Source organism: bacterium, from assembly GCA_016708315.1.
Taxonomy (GTDB): domain Bacteria; phylum Zixibacteria; class MSB-5A5; order CAIYYT01; family CAIYYT01; genus JADJGC01.
The window spans coordinates 1-19,740 of record JADJGC010000023.1; the positions used below are offsets into that span (position 1 = coordinate 1).

A 19,740-nucleotide genomic window follows, 5' to 3' on the forward strand; every position below is an offset into this window, starting at 1 on the left:
AGCCAGTTGATGAATTCTGTCTTGGCGGATTTCCAATAGTGATAAGTACCAAGACCGAGATAAGCATCATACAAAGTCGGGTCAAGTTCGAGCGCCTCGAGATACGCGCTTTTGGCTTTCAATCCGCGTCTCATCGCGGTCCACCAGCTTCCGGCTTTGGCTTCGATTGATGCCGCATAGGCGTGGCCATTGCCAATTGTCAGGTAAGCCCAGGCCGCTTTGTCGGAATTAGATTTCGCCTTCTCGGCGAGATCGATGGCTTTCTCCACCAGCATCTCGAATTGCCTTTTATTGGTGAAGTCTTCCCTATCCATCATTTCGGCATGATCGACACCGGCGAGATATAGCATTGCAGCGTGATCGAGACTATCGCGAGCGACCATGGCGGCAAACACACTTCGCGCTGAATCGAACTGCTCGACCATCGTGAAAGCTATGCCGCGCCGCAGTTGCGCGACGTAGTTGGAATCCAGGTCAATGGCATGAAGCGACGGCGCCGTTAACAGTAGCGCGAGTGATGTCAGGATGCGAATCAACATTGTCGTATGATCAGAATCATAGCCTGATTATACAAATGGTTTTGGAATCCGGGGCGTGATACGTATTGCATAACGGGACTATTCAGGGTAAAATGTGGTGGAAATTTCAGAAAGAAATTAATCTAATTGGAGATAAACGATGATCGACTTCGAACTCACCGACGACCACAAGTCCGCGCAGCAGATCGCGCGTGATGTCGCCCACAAGTACCTTAAGCCGAAAATCGCCGATCTCGACCGCGAGAATAAGAACGACCCGGAGTTTATCAAGCGGCTCAAAGACGCAGAACTTCTCGGCGTGTGTATTCCGCAGAAGTATGGTGGTATGGGCCTCGACTACATTTCACTCGGTCTCGTCTGTGAAGAGATGGAATATGTCGACACCTCGGCGCGAGTGGCTTTTTCAGTACATATCGGACTCAACTCGCTGACGCTGCTTACCTGGGGCAATGAATTTCAGAAGGAAAAGTATCTGATTCCACAAGCCAAGGGCGAGAAGATCGGGACGTTTGGACTGACCGAACCTTCGGCCGGATCGGACGCAGTTGGTATTCTCACCACGGCAAAGAAGGCGGGCGGAAAGTACATCCTCAACGGCGAGAAAATGTGGATTTCGCTTTCGGAAGTCGCCGATATGTTTTTAATCTTCGCGTGGACCGATACCGGCAAACAGAAGAAACGCGATCACACAGGATTGTCGGCATTCATTGTTGAGCGCACATTCAAAGGCGTATCTACGGGGTCGATCACGGGCAAACTTGGCGTACGCGCAGGCAAGACCGGATGGATTGCACTTTCCGATGTCGAAGTTCCGGCTGAGAATCTTCTTGGCAACGAGGGTGAAGGATTCAAGATTGCCATGTCATGTCTCGATGGCGGTCGCTACACCGTCGCTGCCGGGTCGACCGGGCTGATTCGCGCCTGCATGGATGCCTGCAAGGATTACGCGCTTACGCGGAATCAATTGGTCAAGGAGATGTTCGCGGAGATGATTTACGGGTACGAAGCGGGTCAATATCTCTGGATGAAAGTCGGCTGGCTGCGCAACAAAGGGCTGCGGTCAACGCGGGAGACTTCGTTGGCAAAATGGTTCTGCACCGACCAAGCCGAAAAAGCCGCCTACAATGCCGTACAGATTCACGGTGCTTATGGATTCAGCGATGAGTATCCGGTGGAGAGATTTTTCCGCAACTCGAAAGGCGCGGCGATTTACGAGGGTACGCGCGAAATCCACAAGCTAATGCAGGCGGACTATTACTTAGGATATCGGACGGACCATCCGGTGCGTTGCATGCCGCCGAAGTGGGAGGAGTAAGAGGTGTGTTTGCTTCTGCTGGGGGTGGGCACCGGGGGGACAATCATCAACCGTGGAGGGGCGGGCGTCGATCATAGGGGGGTGGCAGCACCTCAACGCCCATTTGACGCTGGGCACTTACTCGTCGGGGGAACAATCCACTTCCGTGCTCTCTAAACCGAATCCTCCGCGAGTAGCGCAGGCGAACCTCAAATCGACCGCTTTCTTGCGCCGTTGCGTCAGGCTCTTGAGCCCGGCCAAGCGTCAGCGTGGACGGGATTGTGACCTGACGCACTCCTGATCCCGATGGCGTTTCGAGTGTACCGCCGAGGTAACAACCCAAACCCTTCTGCATCTTGATATTGCGCCAAACACGCCTCAAGAAAATCTGTAGTGACTATGCGCACATTATTGTGCGCTGGTATTAGTAGAGGGACTAATGTTCCGCCGCGAACTCAGAGGGCGCCCGAACACGGCTTCCGCAAGCGGCTATTCCGGAGTGTACACTTGTCCGGAAGAGCCGGAATATCCTAGGATTGCGGTTCCGTTCGTCTCGGCTCCGACCCGAGAGTACCACCGCGAGCTTCACTCGCCAGGTTTGGAGGCTTCTCTCCCAGAAGCCGCTCCACCGCCGGTTGTCCAGGTGATCCCTTCAGTTTGACCCGGGTCGAACGACTTATTTGAGAAAGGAGAATTTAGAGAAGAAAGACTAAGAGGTCACGTCCTCTTGGGACGTTCAAAAAACGCGACACGGAACCACAAATTCGATCATAACCCGAGACTATCCAACGCCGCTTCCTCGTACACCGAGTCCTCCGCTGGGTAGCGCAGTCGATTCTCAAATCGGCCGGTTTCTTTTGCCAGCGCCCAGACAATGCCTTCACCGGCGGGAACGATGTCGGGGTTTGAAGCGAATATGGGGTCGACATAAGCTCCGGAGGCATCGATCAGTTCCCAGCCTTCAGAATTGAACATAGCGATGAGGTCGCCAAGGAAGAGCGCGTTCAACAAATTGTGATGAATCAGCAACGTGTGAGGAATCTCGCGATCAAGCACATCAAGTGACAGATTGCGATAGTAGTTGGCACGATCGAGTATGTGCGCACAGTAGGCATCGCGGTACGGCGCAAGGTCGGTCTTGGGATTTTTCTTGAGTGCTGATTCGAGCCGCTGGTTGTAGTACCAATCCGAAGCATCAATTGTGACATAGCCGTTGCGATAGCCATGAGCATTCAGATAGCCGCGGACGCCATCGCGTTTCTCGATTGTGTCGCCCTCTTTCAGATATGGAAAGCGAAACAGCTTGGTGAAGTTGCCATGATGTGAAATGAGCTTCTCGCACTTAGTGATGTCAGCGGTGTAATCTTCGAGATTGATCTTCTTTGAGGGCAGGTACCAGTGCGAGTAGGAGTGGTTGCAGATGAGATTGCTCTCCACGTCCCAATTCTTGAGCAGGGTCTTCCCTGCCGGATTGTCGACCCGCTCGCCGCAAACGAATAGAGCGGCTTTCAGACCGGAGTTCCTGAGGGCGCGCCTGATGTTTTCGTCACGCTCTGCTGGACTCATCAAAGGTGAAGGATAGCTGTTCGGATCGTCCATAGTAACGGCGAGCCGTGGTCCAGCTTCTGTGCCGAACAATGATTCGGCGTTGACGGCAGCCGCAGTTGCTATCAAGCCCAGTGATTGAATGAAGTAACGTCGATCCATCGGGACCAATCTATCGGGTTAAATATCATATCGCTCCCCTATTCTGCATACCCCATAAGCGGATTTCGCCGTTTCCCGGCGAGCGCAAAATCCCTTTACTTTTGATGCTATTCGTGTTACCTAAAATCCGATTCGGGGCGTATTGATATGTAATTATTAGTCGGTTCATACAAAGGATCTGATATGGCTGAAAAATATGATATAGCAGTATTGGGAGGCGGTCCGGGCGGATATGTCGCCGCGATTCGTGCCGCTCAGATGGGTGCCAAAGTCGCCTGTATCGAGGAAGACAAGCTGGGTGGAATCTGTTTGAATTGGGGCTGTATTCCCACCAAGACATTCATCGCGACAGCACACCTGTATCGAAAGATTCAGGACGCCGCCGAGTTCGGTATTGACATCGCCGGCACACCGCAAATCAATCTGGCGAAAATGGTTGAACGCAAAAACAAGGTCGTCAACGAGCTGGTTTCGGGCATCGGGTTCTTGTTCAAGTCGTATGGCGTGACAACCTACAACGGATTCGGCTATTTCGACGCCAAGAACAAACTTGCGGTGGATATGCAGGACGGCACAACCAAGGTTATTGAAGCCGACAAGATCATTGTCGCGACGGGAAGTCGGCCGATGAATATTCCGGCATTTCCGTTCAACGGCAATACGATTGTTTCTTCCGACGAGTTGATCTATCCCAAATCGATACCGGCGACGATGACGATCATCGGCGGCGGCGTTATTGGCTGCGAGTTTGCCTGCCTGTTGGCGCAGCTCGGTACAAAGGTCAATGTTGTGGAAATGCTTCCGAACCTTCTGCCGCTTGAGGATGTTGATTCGTCCAAGATGATTGAACGCGAACTCAAGAAACACGGGGCGGAAATCTTCACTGGAGAGAAAAGTACTTTCCGTGGAAGAGACTCCGGCAGGTGTTGTTTGCAAACTCCAGTCGGGCAAAGCGCTGACTTCGGAAAGAGTGCTGGTAGCGATCGGGCGGTCATTCAATACCGACGACATCAACGTCGATGCAGCGAAACTTGAGATGAACAAGAACGGCTCGATCAAGGTCAACGACAAGATGGAGACCTCGGCAAAGGGAGTTTACGCTATCGGCGACTGCGCCGGTGTCTATCTGCTGGCTTATACTGCCTCGTACGAGGGACAGATTGCCGTTGCAAATGCACTGGGCAAGAACAAGAAGGTGGACTATAACGCCGTACCAATAACGATTTTCACCGACCCGGAAGTCGGTTCGATTGGTTTGTCGCAACAGAAGGCTGAATCGGAAGGGCACGAGATTCGCATCGGACAATTCCAGTTCCGCGTTCTGGGCAAGTCGAAAGCCGAGCGGGAGATTGTCGGCGGCGTGAAGATCATTGCCGACAAGAAGACCGACAAGATATTGGGAGCGCATATCGTCGGCGCCCACGCAACGGATCTCATCCACGAAGTCGCGGTTGCGATGAGTCAGAAAATGACTGCCGAACAGCTTGGCGACGTGTTCCATGCCCATCCGGTACTTGCCGAAGCGGTCATGGAAGCCGCTCACGATGTGCACGGGCTTTCGGTGCATACAGCGAAAAAAACGAAGTAATTCCCGCAGTGTAGCGGCCGGTTGAAGTTCCACCGGCCGTTTTCGTAACCTCGCTACAAAGAATCGGAATAAGCGATTCGAACGAGCATTTCTCTGTCGATTTCAATCTTGCACAGTTTCAAACACTAAACTAATTTGCCGTCAAACTATGACAGCAATAGATCCTGCTTCGTAACCGATTGCCGGGCGAAGCAGATTACTCACGGTTAACACGGTGAAGAGGAAAAATAACGTGACAAAGAAAGGATTCACATGTCACTAACAAAGAAGCTTAGCGCCGAGTTCATAGGAACGTTGTGGTTGGTGCTCGGCGGTTGCGGCAGCGCAGTCCTGGCTGCTGCCTTCCCAAATGTTGGTATCGGGTTGTTGGGGGTCTCACTGGCATTCGGATTGACGGTGTTGACGATGGCGTTTGCCATTGGTCACATCTCGGGTTGTCATCTCAATCCGGCAGTGTCATTCGGCCTTTGGGCTGGCGGAAGATTCGACGGTAAAGAGCTGCTCCCCTACATCATTGCTCAAGTGCTCGGCGGTATCGCGGGAGCTGGAATTTTGTTCGTAATTGCCGGCGGTCAGGCTGGATTCTCGACAGCGGGCGGGTTTGCGTCCAACGGGTTTGCAGAGCACTCGCCCGGCGGATATTCCCTGATGGCCGTGATGGTTTGCGAGATAGTGATGACATTCATGTTCCTGATGGTGATTCTTGGCTCGACCGATAGGCGCGCACCGGCAGGGTTTGCCCCAATTGCAATTGGGCTGATGCTCACGCTTATTCATCTCATCAGTATCCCAGTCTCCAACACTTCAGTAAATCCGGCCCGCAGTACCGGACCGGCAATTTTCGTTGGCGATTGGGCGATTTCACAGCTTTGGGTCTTTTGGTTGGCGCCGATTATCGGCGGTATCTTGGCAGGTTTCGTACACAAAACGATGTTTGCCGAGAACAAGTAGTCTTTCAGACTCTATCCCCATTCAGTGGCCGCCAAAAGCGAAGGCTCAGGCGGCCACACTACGCATAGTTTGCGGTTACGCAACATCCTGTTACACATAATCTTACGAGACTAGCGAATCGATAGGCTTCTGCAGGTTAGCGCAGGTTCTGCGAATCACCAAGAGACAGCGCAGGACACGACACTATCCGCATCTACGTAACGTGTTGTCAATCAGAGAGTAACGGTCGCTGGACAAATTTGAGTTGAATCGGCACAGACCTTGCAATAACAAACTCCGAAGTCAGTTACTCTTGAGAAACACTTTGGCGGTGAAGGGTACTGAAGAGGAGGGGATAGAGGAGCTCCTTTGTGAGGGAGGAGCTCCTTTTGTTTTTCAGCCCGTTTTCGTTAGGTCTGACCGCGATTTCAAAAGACTATCTACTATTTCTGAATTCAGTATCAATGTACGAACATGTCCTGTCGATACTCTGTCTTAGGAGGGGACGAAAAGATTCGTCTCGTCATTCTACATCGGTGCATGGGACCTTTCGGTGTAAGCCGGGGGCCCCTGCTTTTTTTTGTGACCGATCTTCTCCAAATTGCCGATCAGCGCTGAATCAACTGCGCAGTATCCTTCGATTGAGTCAAGTGCCTGACAAAGAGAATCCAAATTAGCAGGGCCGATAACCAAGGGAAGTACCACCAAAGAAAGCGAATGAAATCGGGCATTGGCAGCGGCGTCCACTTGGTGAGTGCAAGGATCATGAACAGGTAGATGAACGCCTCGGGTTTGACGCACTTTCGAATAACATAGTAGCTTGCCGGGATCAACAGGATGAACGAGTAACTTTTCATTCGCGGCATTGCCAAAGCGTACACCAGACAGGCAAGGTAGATTGACTCAATAGTGAATGATTCACCAATTCGGGTACGGCGGTTCATTAAAGCACGCCAGCTAATGACCAGAATGACAATCACAACAGCGATATAGATTGCATTGGGAACGACTGAAGGAATGGAACTGAAATACTTCGCAACTTCGGACTTGTCGAAAAAGTCGCGCACCATTGCAAGCAATGAGTGGTTGTAGACTTCCCCACGTTCATCTATGACACCAAGTACCGACAAGAGCATCTTGAATTCGCGCTCGGCGACCAAGTAGTTCGCAAGCAAGTAAGCGCCGAATACGGCAATTCCCATGGCGACGTACTTGAGAGCATTCCTGTCCCGCCAAAGAAGAGGCAAAACCAAGAATACGATGAAAGTCAGTTTGAAGAACGAAATCGCAACTATTGCGCCGGTGAATATGATCATCTTCTTTCGCAAGAGTGCCACCATAGCTATCCAAAACAGCGTTTGTTCAAAGACACCGATGTTTCCGGCAACGAAGTCCCAATATGCGGTTGAAGCGTAGGCAAGAGTCACGAACCAAAGGAAGAGAAGGTCATCCTCGCCCTCAAATAGGTTCCGCCTCCACAGCAAGCACAGAGCCACCAGCGAAATCAATTTGAGAATCAAGAAGGCAAAGTACGCAGATTCGAAATCGAGGATTGTAAACAGTCGGAAGAACCACAATGTTAAGGGCGGGTAGACATAGGAAAGTTTGATCGGGGTTCCGGCAATCTGTTCGGTAACCCGAGTGTCATAGGCATCAAGGCCTCGCTCGTGCGCGACTGCGGCGAAGTAATAGGCTTTGAAGTCCCACTGCTTCTCCCCTTGGGCAAGGTCGTATATCCCATATATCCAAACTAACGCGAGCAATCCAATGGATAGATATCGAAGGAGAGAAGTCTGGTCCGATGCCACGGTCTACTTCCAACTGTCAGGAATCGGTATTACGACAGCAAATGGTGGATCGGCCGGCACGCCATCATAGACGAGCACCAGACTTTGGCCGCGTACAAACCAGTCGAGTCCTTCCCAATTCACGTTTTCCCAGTTCTTTTCTTCGAGTGCAACCTTGATCTTGCCAAAGTGGTCCTTCATCAGATTCGACCAATAGGCCATCTGGGTTGGTGTAATTGACTCGAAGATCGGTTTGACCAAGGCATTGATTTCGATAGAGCTACCGACGGGTTTACCCTGCAGGTTATAACGCTGCAAGTCCTTGAACTTGTACTCGCGCTTGGTCCCAGATCCCCGAAGGGGTGCATTCTCGGATGAGAGCAGTACGATTAGACCGGTGTCGACAACATCATCTTCTTGCCAAAAGTGCCAAACCAGATCTGGAGCACGATAGCGCTGGGCGAAAGGCGGTGCGTTTTGCGGTGAGATTTCGATCGACTTCGGCAACTCTGAGTCAAGCGGGATTGGCGCCGAGTCCTTATTTCCTGCGTCCTTCAACTTCGGTGTTTGCAGCACTCGATAGCTTGTGGAATCGTCTACGAACAGCCCAGTGACATTTCGGGGCACGTCAAAGACGATGAGAATAGGCTGCAGCGGACTGTGCCCAAGGGAATTTTGAATTTGTTCTGGCAACGAAGTCATTGCCGGGTAGCCGCCTTCCCAAACCACAGCTACTTTAGAAGCGCCACTGGGCAGCGGAAACGCCGCCGCACCTTCAAGTCCTCGATTGCCAAATTCAGTCACAGTCTGATTGAATTGAGCGAGTACACCCCAGTTTTTGCCGCCAACTTTGGTTGCCGAGAAGAGAGAGTGCAGGTCCTCGGAGAGGACTGCGATTCGTCCGTCACCGAGCACGGTAATGCTTTCAAAATCACTGGCAGCTTCGCAGCCTTTCATTGTGACACGCTTGAGCTTCGCGGGATCGATCGGAATCACGGACGCTGACGGGTCTTCGATTTTCAATTCGAAGTAGCAGCCGGGTTGGTCATCACTTACCAGAAGCAATCTTCCGCCAAGCCGCGCAACACCGGAAATTTCAGTGATGGTATTGGCTGAATTGTCCGCTCGCGCCGACGATTGGAAATGAGATTGCAGTGAGAAAGCTACTATGCTGAGAATTGTGATTAGAACGCGACTTGTCATTCTTTTGCCATTTCACTCTAAGTATTCAGGAATAGATCATTGACCAGTTATCGGACACTATTCTAATAAATCATGATGACCATTTGCAACACCTAAGTAGCTTGCGTTCCATGGATTGAATTGTGCATATTGACTCATGACAACGGGAACGACTTAGATGGATCGACTGAACAAGACATACCTTTTGTGGATTTTTGCCGCCGTAATCACGCTTGGCTCGGTTGTGTACCAACGCATGACGGGGCCTTCCTATCCAGTCCGAGTAAACAAGACACTGCCAACCGGCGAAACTGTTAAATCCAAATTCCGTACGACTTACGAGTCTGTATCCGATGCGCCGGTTCGAGTTGTTATCACAAATCACGACTATTCCGGAAGGCTGGAGTGGCGGCGACTTAACAGCCGTGACGAATGGTCTATCACTCCTTTGAGCAGAATCGGCGATACTCTGATGGCGTCCCTTCCAATGCAGCCTCCGGCAGGAAAGTTGGAGTATAATGTAATCTTGAGTCTCCAATCCGGCGGCGACATTCGCATGGCCAGTGAGCCGGTGGTGATTCGGTTTAAAGGACCCGTGCCCGTTGGAATCCTGGCGCCGCATGTCTTGTTCATGTTTTGTTCAATGCTTTTGGCAACGCGAACTGGCCTCCAGGCACTTGCCCGACCGAATGAAACTAAACGGCTCGCTATGCTGACAGCAATCTTGCTCTTTGTTGGCGGATTGATACTTGGGCCGATTGTACAAAAATACGCTTTTGGCGCATTCTGGACAGGATGGCCTTTCGGGCACGACTTAACTGACAACAAGACTGCTCTGGCAATGCTGATGTGGATAATCGCAATCTGGCGCGATTCAAGGACAGGAAAGGGGCGGTGGTGGTACGTCAGCGCGACGTTGGTGCATCTGCTGGTCTATCTGATCCCCCACAGCGTATTGGGCTCCGAACTAGACTATACCGACGCAAAGGGTTGATTAGTCGTTCTTCTTGTCGAGAATCCAGCTTAGAATCATCGATACCAGGCTAATAACGATACTTCCCAAGAATGCCGGCCAGAAACCGTCGACGCGCAGTATCGGTGTCATAGCTGCGGTTAACATCAACATCAAGGCGTTGATGACCAATGTCAACAATCCTAACGTGAGAATGATAAAGGGGAATGTAAAGAATTTTACTATCGGTTTGATTATCGCGTTTACTATGCCAAAAATAAGAGCAACGAGCACCATCTGCCACGGTGTACCCTCGAAGTGAATGCCTTCAATCCAGGTCGCTGCCGCCCAGAGTGCGATGGCATTGATAATAAGTCGAATGAGAATGAATCTGAGCATAGTATGAGTCCTCGAACAATTAGTCGTTGGAAAGATAGCGAGGTTGAGAGCGACTACCAATATTTATTTTCAGGGTAGCGTCTTGAAGTCCTCAGTCGCGCGAACCAGTTCCTGCGCCATTGGCTGTTCCATTGGCGAATGCGCGCCAGTGGCGACAATTCGCAATTCGGATTTTGGCAGAACTTTGTGCAAGTCCCAGGCAGACTTGACGGGACAGATGACGTCATAGCGACCTTGCACAATCCGACACGGAATATCCTGAATCAGATCACAGTTCTCGAGTAACTGGTCAGGAGATTTGAAGAAAAACCGGTTATGGGTATAGTGGCACTCGATCCTGCCGATTGAGAGCGCAGACGCGGAATCAGCCATTTCAGAAATCGCTGAATGGTCTTGAACAAGACACATAGTGGAAGACTCCCACAAAGCCCAGCTCTTCGCTGCGGTTCGTTGAAGTTCAGGGTCGCTGGATGTAAGTCTTTTGTTGTACGCTGCGACCAAGTCACCCCTTTCGGCTTCGGGAATGTACCCGCTGAATTTTGCCCAGACATCGGGCCAAATCTCGGAAGCCCCAAACTTGTGCAGCCAGTCGATCTCAGCAGGACGGCCGAGGAATACCCCGCGCAGGATCAGTCCCGCAACACTTCGCGGATAAGTTTGAGCATATGCCAGAGCAAGAGTACTTCCCCAGCTCCCGCCAAAAACAATCCAGCGGTCAATCTTGCAATGCGAACGCACTTTCTCCAAGTCGTCAACAAGATCCCAGGTCGTGTTTTGATGAAGTTCGGCGTGCGGCGTGCTCTTGCCGGCGCCCCGCTGGTTCAGCAAGATCACTCGGTAGAACTTCGGATCGAAGAACCTGCGATATCCGGGTAGGATTCCTACTCCGGGACCGCCGTGGAGAAACACAGCAGGTACACCATCCGGGCGGCCAACTTCTTCGAATACCACCGTATGCAAATTCGAGACTTTGAGACTCGAAATCTTAAACGGCTCAATTTCCGGAAAGAGAGAACGACTAGTCACGACATCCTCCATAGAATTGGTGAGTGAGTGACTACAAGTAGCAGAACTCAACATCTGACGACAAGTGATTTCTTGACTAAAGTGGAGCGATATTGGAAGGGTTTGATATTGGCTAGACAGCTACGACACTTGAGAGACAGTATCCAGCTTCTTTGCGAGGACGCGCTGGATAGATTGCGATAGCTCGAAGGCGCTAAATGGTTTGCTGAGGAAGGCGTTAATGCCGCTACGGCGAATTACTTCGTCAGACAGTCCAATGCCATCTCCGGTAAGGAGAATGATTGGCGCCTGATAGCCTTGAGAACGCAATTCTATGGCGAGTTGCAATCCGCTTTGCTCGGGAAGAACGTGGTCGGTTATCAAGACGTCAAATGCCGGTTGATTTTCGATCTTCGCCTTTGCAGCATTGCAATCGAGGGCTGTCTCAACATGATATCCCAATCGACGTAACATTTGATTCGCTAAGTCGGCAATCTCTGATTCATCGTCAACAAACAGAATACGGCCATGACCTCGGGCAGGACCAGAGCGGGTCTGCTCGCTGATTTGAGGTTCGAGCTTTGCCAAAGGTAACAATACTGTAAAGACTGTGCCTTCGCCCATCCTGCTTTCCACAGTAATGTTGCCTTTGTGACCGACGATGATTTGGCGAGAGACAGACAAGCCGAGACCCGTGCCTTCGCCGGCGGGTTTGGTAGTGAAGAATGGTTCGAAAACGCGTTGGCGGGTAGTCTCGTCCATTCCGGTGCCGGTGTCAATAACGCGAAGCCGAACATAGTGTCCCGCCTTTAGGTCAGAAACAGAGACCGCTGACTGCTCGCTGATTTCTTGGGAGTCGATTTTGAGAGTCAGCCGACCTCCAGTTTCTCGCATTGCATGGCAGGCATTGACGCAGAGGTTCATAATCACTTGATGCATCTGAACGGGGTCAGCAATGACGGCGTCAACTTCGGCATCACTTTCCTTCACTATTTCGATAGTCGGCGAGACGCTTGCGCGCAGGAGTTTGATGACCTCATTGACAATATGGTGCAACAACAGCGGCTTGCGCTCCTGTTCAATCTGGCGGCTGAAAGCAAGAATCTGTTGGACTAGTTCCTTGCCGCGAACAGCTGCCTTCATCACGTGGCTGAGATCCTCGTACGTTTGGCTCTTCTCATCCAAGTCTTGCATCACCAATTCGGTGTAACCATAGAGCGGTGTCAGAATATTGTTGAAGTCGTGAGCGATACCACCTGCCAGAGCGCCGAGCGACTCTAGCTTCTGCGCCTGCCGAAGCTGCGCCTCAAGTTGACGACGTTCTTCTTCTTCTCGACGTCGGTCGGTAACATCATGTGCGAGACCGATCATTCCAATCGCGTGGCCGGACTTGTCTCGAATCTTTTCACCGCGACTGAGAATGTAGCGCACTTCACCATCGGGTCGAATGATCCGATAAGGAGCATCCCTGAACGTCGCATACTCACCCTGAGCGTTCAGGCGATCACGAACCGCCTGGCGGTCATCCGGATGAACTGTGTCAAGGAACGTTTCGATGGTTGTCTCATTGGAAGTCAAATCTTTGCCGGAAATTTTTATCATCAGATGAACCTCGCCCCATGTCTCTTGGTTACCCGGAGGTATTGCAATCGAAAGTAGTACTGTCAATTCTCTTCCCGAAAGCGACCGGATTGGCATTTCCCAGACGCTGCGTTGACTGCCGGTGCCTAATTCTGTCAATATGGTGAAAACAACGGCGCATGATTCATCGGTAAGAGTTGCTGCAATCTCACGGTCTAATTGATCGCGATCATCAGATTCGAAGAGTCTCAAGGTGGCAAAATTGACATCTGTAACTCGAGCTTGATGAATCATGGCACGAAGCTTCTCAGACTCAGAAGCCCATTTAGCATCGCGAATTGAACGGCCTTCAGATTCGAAACTCGTCAGATACTTCTTGAGATTTGAAAAATCTACGACCCAAATCGGAACCGGTGCGTTTTGGAAGAGACTTAAGTAGCGGTCCTTCTGGAGCTGTAGTTCGTGCCGCGATCTATGGATTGCTTTGAAGTGTCGATGAATCAGGAAATACAAGATCGTCGCCGTAACGGTGATAAACAACCACCCTTTGATCGTCTGCAGAAACGTGATTGACGAGACTGCGTCCGAGTTGATCATCATTCCCGAGACAATTTGATCGGAGAACAGAATATAGAGAGTGCCGACAAGAAGGTATCCCAGGGCAATTCTTAGCGCGAGTGATTTGGACTGTTTCGAATCTTGCACTTTTTCACCAATCAATGTTCAAAACTGCCCCGCCGAGTCCGTCCAAAGTGAGAGTTGAGCAAGGTGGCGACACGGGGTCAAAGGATATTTGTCCAATATTGTATCGGCAGAGAAACAGAATGAATGAGAGTGAGATTAGCGGTTTATAGACTTTCGTTTCAGAATAGAACGAATTGATAGAATACTTATGCAGTGAGAAAAAAGGACCGGCACAAAGATGCGCCGGCCCAAGTCATGTCAACGAAGATTGACGTCGAAAACTAAGGCTTGATCACCGCTTCGATATTACGAGGAGCTTTGCCCAGATCGACGAACCTGTATTCCCAAGTTGCTTCAGAACCTTCCACCTTGGTGGCATTCGATTCCGTGATCGTCCCTGGGAACTTCACCGTAAGCTTGACCGAATGATTGCCAAAAGCCTGGAGCATCATAGCCTGCATCATCTTTGCCATATCGGCCATGGGGTCTTCGGCTGCTAGTGAGTCCGAAGTTTCGGTATCTGCCACTGGCTCGGCAGGAGCACCAAACATATTGTCCATTGAAGAGTCGGAAAAGTCACGGGTGAATTTCCAATTTCCGGATTTCTCTTTGACAAAAGAGGCTTCTTTCTTGGGAGCCATACCTTCCATCATTTCACCACCGCCGCCATTCATGTCGGAGGTCACCTTCATAATCTCGTCGAGGGTGGTGAAGGAATACTTAATATCGAAAATTGACTCGGAGTCATTCTGAGTCTCAACGAAGTCGATCAATTTTACACCTTTGAGATTTGCGATTCTGCTCTCGATATCTTCGCGACTATATATGGACTTCATTGTGCTATCAACTTCTTCGCTGACCGAACTGTCAGAAGCGGGCTCGCCAAACATCTGCATCATTCCGTCCAGAGCACTCTTGCTCAGCACCATATGCTGATGCAGAATTCCAGAGCCGTCGGCATTTAGTTCCATCCGCTCCGCATAGTCAAAGCATCCGGCGGTAAGCAATGCAGCCGCAAAGATCAAGACAAGTACCAGTGTTTTCTTCATAAGCCAAACCCTCCACAGAGTAAGCCAATTGTTATTGTTGTGAGCTACATTCACACATTAATCGGGTTGACGTGAGGCGGCAAGTGATTTCTCATAATCCCACGGAGCCTGAATCTATACAGAGAATGTCTGACTAATCAGGCGAAACCAATTCGATTTTGATGCGGTCGGGGTCTTCAAAGAAAACACCATAGCTTCCGCCGGCAAAAGGGTGCTTGTCTTGATAGAGGAAGTTAACGCCTCGTGATGTGAGCTTGCAAATCAGTTCATCAACATGCTCCCGTGAACGTGCATGGAACGCGAGGTGATTCAAGCCAGTCCGGCAACGGTGGTACGGAACGTCAAGGAAACGATCCTCCGTTTGGACAAGCACGATATAGGTCGACCCAAGAATCCAACTTTGGCCCTTGTTCCATGATTGAAAAATTCGATAGCCAAGTTCCTCGAGCAGCCAACCCCAGAATTCAGTCGATTTGGCAAGATCACTGACATAGATTTCGACATGGTGCAATTGTCCTGTAGTCATCACGTAAAGGTACGAAAAAGGCGCCGAATTGACAAAAACTTCACGAATCAAATAAAATGGAGAGAAATAGTGATTTCTTCGATTATCTTAGGAACTGCAGTCACTGCCGTGGGTATAGTTCTAAGTTACTTGATGAAATGTTGGGAAATCGGTTTGCTTCAGCCGATAAGAAGCATAGATAGACTTATTTAATTGTCGAGGTGATTTTCGTGATTCAAAGAACAGCACTTGCATTAATCGCCGTCTTCTGTATTTGCCTGGTATCGTCGACTGGTGAGCTCTTCGCTAAGAACAAGCCAGATTCAATCAACGTGATCACGGGCGTGGTCAAGGATGCATCATCACTCAAGGGTAAGGTCGTGTACGTTGATTTTTGGGCATCGTGGTGCGGACCCTGCCGCAGATCGTTTCCTTGGCTAAAGGATATCAGCGCGCGCTATGAGGCCAAAGGCTTCAAGGTCGTGACGATTAACCTCGATCGAGATCGTTCGGCGGCAAAAAAGTTCATTGAAGAGATGAAGTTGCCGTTCGAAGTGTTCTATGACTCCACCGGTGCTATTGCCGAGAAGTTCGGAATCGAAGCTATTCCTTCGTCTTATCTTTATGGACGAGACGGTATACTTAAGTCTGAGCATCGTGGATTTAATCCAGCCAAAGGTCCAGAAATGGACTCGCTGATAAGCAAGTTGTTAATGGAAGGTCCAAAGAAGTGAAGAGAGTCATGACAGCCTCAAGGATCAGCGCCATCTGTTTGTTGCTGGTGGCAGCAAACGCAGTTATTGGCTGTGCGTCGATGGGCGTGAAGGTGTGGGAGCGCGACATATTGGCTAAGCCGCAGATGCAAATGGATGCACAAGCAATTGACAGGTCGATGGATGACCATATTTACTTCAGCAAGGAAGCCTCAAGCGGCGGCCGTGGATTTGGCGGTGGAGGCTGCGGATGCAATTAAAGAAGCGCGAATCGGTAAAGTTCGCGATTACGGCTTTGACTGCGGCGCTAATAGGAAGCACAACAGTCTATGCTGCAGATCAGGATCAAATTGAGTCATCCCTGCTTATCTACTCAGAGAAGAGCCGGGTCAGCGCAGCGGAAGGAATTGTTGGCATCAGCAAGCACATTCGGGGCGATTACTTGTTGGGTTTGCGACTTACCTACGACGGCTTGACAGGTCCTTCGCCGAATGGGGCGACACCGTCGAGCAAAATTCAGACTTTCACTCGACCCTCTGGCAGTGGCTCCTATGACACGCAAGTTGGCAAGACCCCTCTTGATGATACCTTCAAGGACACGCGGTTTGCCGTTGATGCCAGTCTCGGCCGTCCGATTGGCAGAATGACGCAAGTTTCGACGGGTTTTCATTTCTCGGCGGAACATGACTACTCATCACTTGGGTTTAGTGCCGGCCTCACTCATGATCTCTTCCAACGCAATACGACTATCGGATTATCGGGATCATATTCGCGAGACGCGATCAATCCAGAAGGTGGAGCACCGCTCGGTTTTTCAGTAATGCCGCTTCCAAGCGGTGATGGTGGCGATGACGAGCACGAAGGTGAAGACGACGGAATCAGTCATGCCAAGGACGTCTTTGATGCAGTGGTCAGCGTTAACCAGATTGTTGATCCAAAGACGATTGTACGCATGAACTACTCGTTCAGCCATTCTTCCGGCTATCTGACCGATCCATACAAGATACTGAGCGTAGTGCAAGATGCAAATTCGACTGCTCCGGGAGTTCCCGACCATTACGTTTATGAGAAACGACCAACCGGGCGCAACAAACACGCTGTTTTTGGTGAAGTTCGACGATACCTTGGAGGCCATGCCATTGACCTTGCCTACCGGTATTTCTGGGATGATTGGGGCGTGAGCTCTCATACGGCAGATATGTTCTTCACGTGGCAGTTGAAAAACGGACACGCGATCCAGCCGCATGTACGCTGGTATACTCAATCGGAAGCGGATTTTCACAGGTACTTTATAGTTCAGGGTGCTCCCCTACCCGAAAATGCCTCTGCGGATAGCCGCCTCGCCAAATTTGACGCAGTAACACTTGGGTTAGAATATACGCTGCCCTTTAATGAGGTTACTCGACTGCGATTGACAGGAGAGTACTATACACAAATGAGCGACAATAGCCCGCCGGAGGCCTTTGGCGAATTGCGCCAGTATGATTTATTTCCAAAACTGGATGCATTTATGTTAAGAGCAGGATTCGTCCGTGACTTTTGATGTTGCACAGCCATTCAGTCTGGAAAGACGAGCCCAGCATTGGGCGGCGGAATTCACGGCGATGGCGAGCCCTTGTGAAGTCTTGATCGAATGCGAACTTGAAAGCGAAGCCCGGGAACTGGCTTCGCTTGCTTTTGCGGAAGCAATGCGCATTGAACGCAAATTCAGTCGCTATCGTGATGACAATGTAATCTTCAAAATCAACAACGCCCACGGCGAGCCGATCAGTGTTGATGAGGAGACTTCGAAGCTTCTGAACTATGCCGCCGAGTCGTTTCACTTGAGCGAGGGGTTGTTTGATATCACATCTGGGCTATTACGGAAGGCTTGGAAGTTCGATGGCCAACCTGCCAATCCTGACAAAGAATTGATCAAGAAGCTGCTCAATCGTGTTGGATGGGAGAAAGTGCGATTCGACGGTAAACAGATTCGAATGCGTCATGGAATGGAAATAGACCTTGGTGGTCTGGGCAAAGAGTATGCTGTAGACCGCGTCGCGGATACTCTTTTTCGGAATCGTCAAGTACCGGTGATGGTCAATTTTGGCGGAGACCTGAGAACCATTGGGCACCGCGTGGGATCTGCACCGTGGACCATAGGCATCGAGAAACCGGATGAAGAAAACTACTCTGTTGGAGAAATTCAGTTGACGGATGGCGCAATCGCAACGAGTGGCGATGCAAGGCGCTTCTGTACATATAAGGGGAAGCGGCTCGGACACATTCTTAATCCAAGAACTGGCTGGCCGGTGACGAATATGCCAAGAAGCGTGACGGTAATCGCAGAGTACTGCATGGCAGCAGGTTTTCTCGCAACGTTGGCGATGCTTTCGGGTAAGGATGCCGAGAAGTTTTTGAATGAGCAGGAAGTCAAGTACCACTGCGTAAGGTGACAGTCGTTAAGCTCTTGTGGACCATCACCATATTCAAGCAATTCTGCCTTTCATTCTCCGCCGATTTCCTCTACTAATCTTTGCTTTTGCAATGCCGACATTAGATAAAGGATTGCTACGAGTTAGTCGCAGCCTGGACAGTCTGCTTCCTTCGGTAATGGGAGCGCGAAATCCAATGGCGGGCAGTACCAAAGTCTAAAGGTGTTAGGGCAACTTCAAATCTCCGAGGAGTCTTTGTTATGCAAATCGAACAACAAAAGTGGCAGAAAACGACCGGATGGACCAAGTCTACAACCGGCAAAATGAGCGGTGAACCGCAGTTGGTCTTGCTCTTCGGTGAAGGTGCCCTTCTGGACGACGAGAGAATACTCACCGAACTTCGGAAGAGTTATCCTCTGTCGCATATCTTTGGTTGCTCCACCGCCGGCGAAATCAAAGGGACAGAAGTTTCCGATGAGACACTCGTCGCATCGGCGGTACACTTTGACCACACAACGTTGCAATTGACACAGGTCGCAGTCGATGAACAGGTGAGCAGTTACGAGGCCGGGCGCAAATTGGCAGCAGCTCTTAATAGCGACGAGTTGCGCCATGTGATCGTGCTTTCCGATGGATTGGGCGTCAATGGCAGCGAGCTGGTCAAGGGACTTACAAGCAACCTTCGCAAAGATACAACTGTTACGGGCGGATTGTCCGGTGATGGAGACAGATTCAAGCGCACAGTAGTGGTGATGGACACACCACAAGTTCCGAATTCGGTGGTCGCGCTCGGTCTGTACGGTGATCGGCTGCGAGTTGGCTTCGGATCGGAAGGTGGATGGGATTCGTTTGGTCCGGAACGACTGGTGACAAAATCAGACGGCAACGTGCTGTACGAACTCGATGGGACGTCGGTATTGGATTTATACCGCAAGTATCTTGGCGAGCATGCAGACGGTCTGCCGGGAACGGGTTTGTTGTTTCCGCTGAGTTTGCGCGGACAAAATGGCGAGCGCGGAATCGTGCGGACAGTTCTTGCAATTGATGAAGCTTCAAAGAGCATGACATTTGCGGGCGACATACCGGAAGGATCCTTTGCGCGGTTGATGAAAGCCAACTTCGATCGATTGATTGATGGCGCTGGAAGTGCAGCCCAAGTTTCGAATGACGCAATCGGTGAGACTTCTGCCGAGTTGGCAATCTTGATAAGCTGCGTTGGCAGGAAAATGGTGCTTGGCCAAAGAATTGAAGAGGAAGTTGAAGCTGTCCAAGATGTGTTGGGACGCGGCAGTGTATTGACTGGATTCTATTCTTACGGTGAGATTTCACCTTTTGCGCCAAACGCCTTTTGTGAATTGCACAACCAAACAATGACAATTACGACGCTTGCCGAGGTGTAATTCGTGGACTC

19 protein-coding genes are annotated in these 19,740 nt (G+C 50.6%); 10 read left to right on the plus strand and 9 right to left on the minus strand.

The genetic code is table 11. From position 1 onward, the window contains the following. A partial coding sequence (locus IPH59_12300) for a hypothetical protein (protein ID MBK7092480.1) occupies positions 1 to 539 on the minus strand: 539 nt, incomplete at its 3' end. A 139-nt stretch (positions 540 to 678) separates the two neighbouring features. On the opposite strand from IPH59_12300, the gene IPH59_12305 reads away from it, so the two are divergent. Continuing rightward, positions 679 to 1,854, plus strand: coding sequence for an acyl-CoA dehydrogenase family protein (locus tag IPH59_12305; protein MBK7092481.1), 1,176 nt, complete (start codon positions 679 to 681; stop codon positions 1,852 to 1,854). A gap of 747 nt (positions 1,855 to 2,601) precedes the next feature. Here IPH59_12305 and IPH59_12310 read toward each other — a convergent pair. Beyond that, positions 2,602 to 3,540: a polysaccharide deacetylase family protein gene (locus IPH59_12310; protein ID MBK7092482.1), complete on the minus strand. Its 939-nt coding sequence runs from the start codon at positions 3,538 to 3,540 to the stop codon at positions 2,602 to 2,604. A gap of 183 nt (positions 3,541 to 3,723) precedes the next feature. Here IPH59_12310 and IPH59_12315 point away from each other — a divergent pair, with 183 nt between their 5' ends. From IPH59_12315 to aqpZ, 3 genes are all read left to right on the plus strand, one after another. After that, positions 3,724 to 4,575 carry an FAD-dependent oxidoreductase gene (locus IPH59_12315; protein ID MBK7092483.1) on the plus strand — a complete coding sequence of 284 codons (852 nt, stop codon included), beginning with the start codon at positions 3,724 to 3,726 and terminating at the stop codon, positions 4,573 to 4,575. After that, positions 4,511 to 5,128 carry an NAD(P)/FAD-dependent oxidoreductase gene (locus IPH59_12320; protein MBK7092484.1) on the plus strand — a complete coding sequence of 206 codons (618 nt, stop codon included), beginning with the start codon at positions 4,511 to 4,513 and terminating at the stop codon, positions 5,126 to 5,128. The genes IPH59_12315 and IPH59_12320 overlap by 65 nt, the downstream gene beginning before the upstream one ends. Positions 5,129 to 5,380: 252 nt before the next feature. Beyond that, a complete protein-coding gene (gene aqpZ, locus IPH59_12325) occupies positions 5,381 to 6,079 on the plus strand; it encodes an aquaporin Z (GenBank protein MBK7092485.1) in 699 nt (232 codons plus the stop codon). Positions 6,080 to 6,666: 587 nt separating this feature from the next. Here aqpZ and IPH59_12330 read toward each other — a convergent pair. Next, complete coding sequence (locus IPH59_12330) at positions 6,667 to 7,866, minus strand: DUF2029 domain-containing protein (protein MBK7092486.1); 1,200 nt, start codon at positions 7,864 to 7,866, stop codon at positions 6,667 to 6,669. A 3-nt stretch (positions 7,867 to 7,869) separates the two neighbouring features. Continuing rightward, positions 7,870 to 9,048 carry a hypothetical protein gene (locus IPH59_12335; GenBank protein MBK7092487.1) on the minus strand — a complete coding sequence of 393 codons (1,179 nt, stop codon included), beginning with the start codon at positions 9,046 to 9,048 and terminating at the stop codon, positions 7,870 to 7,872. A gap of 157 nt (positions 9,049 to 9,205) precedes the next feature. Between IPH59_12335 and IPH59_12340 the strand changes: the two genes are divergently transcribed. Next, positions 9,206 to 10,021: a hypothetical protein gene (locus IPH59_12340; GenBank protein MBK7092488.1), complete on the plus strand. Its 816-nt coding sequence runs from the start codon at positions 9,206 to 9,208 to the stop codon at positions 10,019 to 10,021. Here IPH59_12340 and IPH59_12345 read toward each other — a convergent pair whose 3' ends face one another. The 5 genes from IPH59_12345 to IPH59_12365 form a co-directional block, all read right to left on the minus strand. After that, positions 10,022 to 10,378, minus strand: a complete 357-nt coding sequence (locus IPH59_12345) for a phage holin family protein (protein ID MBK7092489.1) — start codon at positions 10,376 to 10,378, stop codon at positions 10,022 to 10,024. Positions 10,379 to 10,447: 69 nt separating this feature from the next. Further along, complete coding sequence (gene pip, locus IPH59_12350; protein MBK7092490.1) at positions 10,448 to 11,416, minus strand: prolyl aminopeptidase; 969 nt, start codon at positions 11,414 to 11,416, stop codon at positions 10,448 to 10,450. 108 nt (positions 11,417 to 11,524) lie between these two features. Further along, positions 11,525 to 13,669, minus strand: a complete 2,145-nt coding sequence (locus tag IPH59_12355) for a response regulator (GenBank protein ID MBK7092491.1) — start codon at positions 13,667 to 13,669, stop codon at positions 11,525 to 11,527. Between the two features lie 260 nt (positions 13,670 to 13,929). After that, on the minus strand, positions 13,930 to 14,697 hold the full coding sequence (locus IPH59_12360; GenBank protein MBK7092492.1) for a hypothetical protein: 768 nt from the start codon (positions 14,695 to 14,697) through the stop codon (positions 13,930 to 13,932). A 133-nt stretch (positions 14,698 to 14,830) separates the two neighbouring features. Beyond that, on the minus strand, positions 14,831 to 15,223 hold the full coding sequence (locus IPH59_12365; protein ID MBK7092493.1) for a VOC family protein: 393 nt from the start codon (positions 15,221 to 15,223) through the stop codon (positions 14,831 to 14,833). A gap of 209 nt (positions 15,224 to 15,432) precedes the next feature. Here IPH59_12365 and IPH59_12370 point away from each other — a divergent pair, with 209 nt between their 5' ends. The 5 genes from IPH59_12370 (at position 15,433) to IPH59_12390 (ending at position 19,729) form a co-directional block, all read left to right on the plus strand. Beyond that, a complete protein-coding gene (locus IPH59_12370) occupies positions 15,433 to 15,936 on the plus strand; it encodes a TlpA family protein disulfide reductase (protein MBK7092494.1) in 504 nt (167 codons plus the stop codon). Between the two features lie 8 nt (positions 15,937 to 15,944). Continuing rightward, entirely contained in the window at positions 15,945 to 16,175 is a 231-nt protein-coding gene (locus tag IPH59_12375) for a DUF4266 domain-containing protein (protein ID MBK7092495.1), read from the plus strand. Further along, the gene (locus IPH59_12380; GenBank protein MBK7092496.1) at positions 16,166 to 17,458 is read left to right on the plus strand and encodes a DUF3570 domain-containing protein; all 1,293 of its coding nucleotides are present in this window, start codon (positions 16,166 to 16,168) and stop codon (positions 17,456 to 17,458) included. Before IPH59_12375 ends, IPH59_12380 begins: the two co-directional genes overlap by 10 nt. Positions 17,459 to 17,519: 61 nt before the next feature. Continuing rightward, positions 17,520 to 18,350, plus strand: a complete 831-nt coding sequence (locus IPH59_12385; protein MBK7092497.1) for an FAD:protein FMN transferase — start codon at positions 17,520 to 17,522, stop codon at positions 18,348 to 18,350. 239 nt (positions 18,351 to 18,589) lie between these two features. Then, positions 18,590 to 19,729, plus strand: a complete 1,140-nt coding sequence (locus IPH59_12390) for an FIST C-terminal domain-containing protein (protein ID MBK7092498.1) — start codon at positions 18,590 to 18,592, stop codon at positions 19,727 to 19,729. Positions 19,730 to 19,740 lie beyond the last annotated feature (11 nt).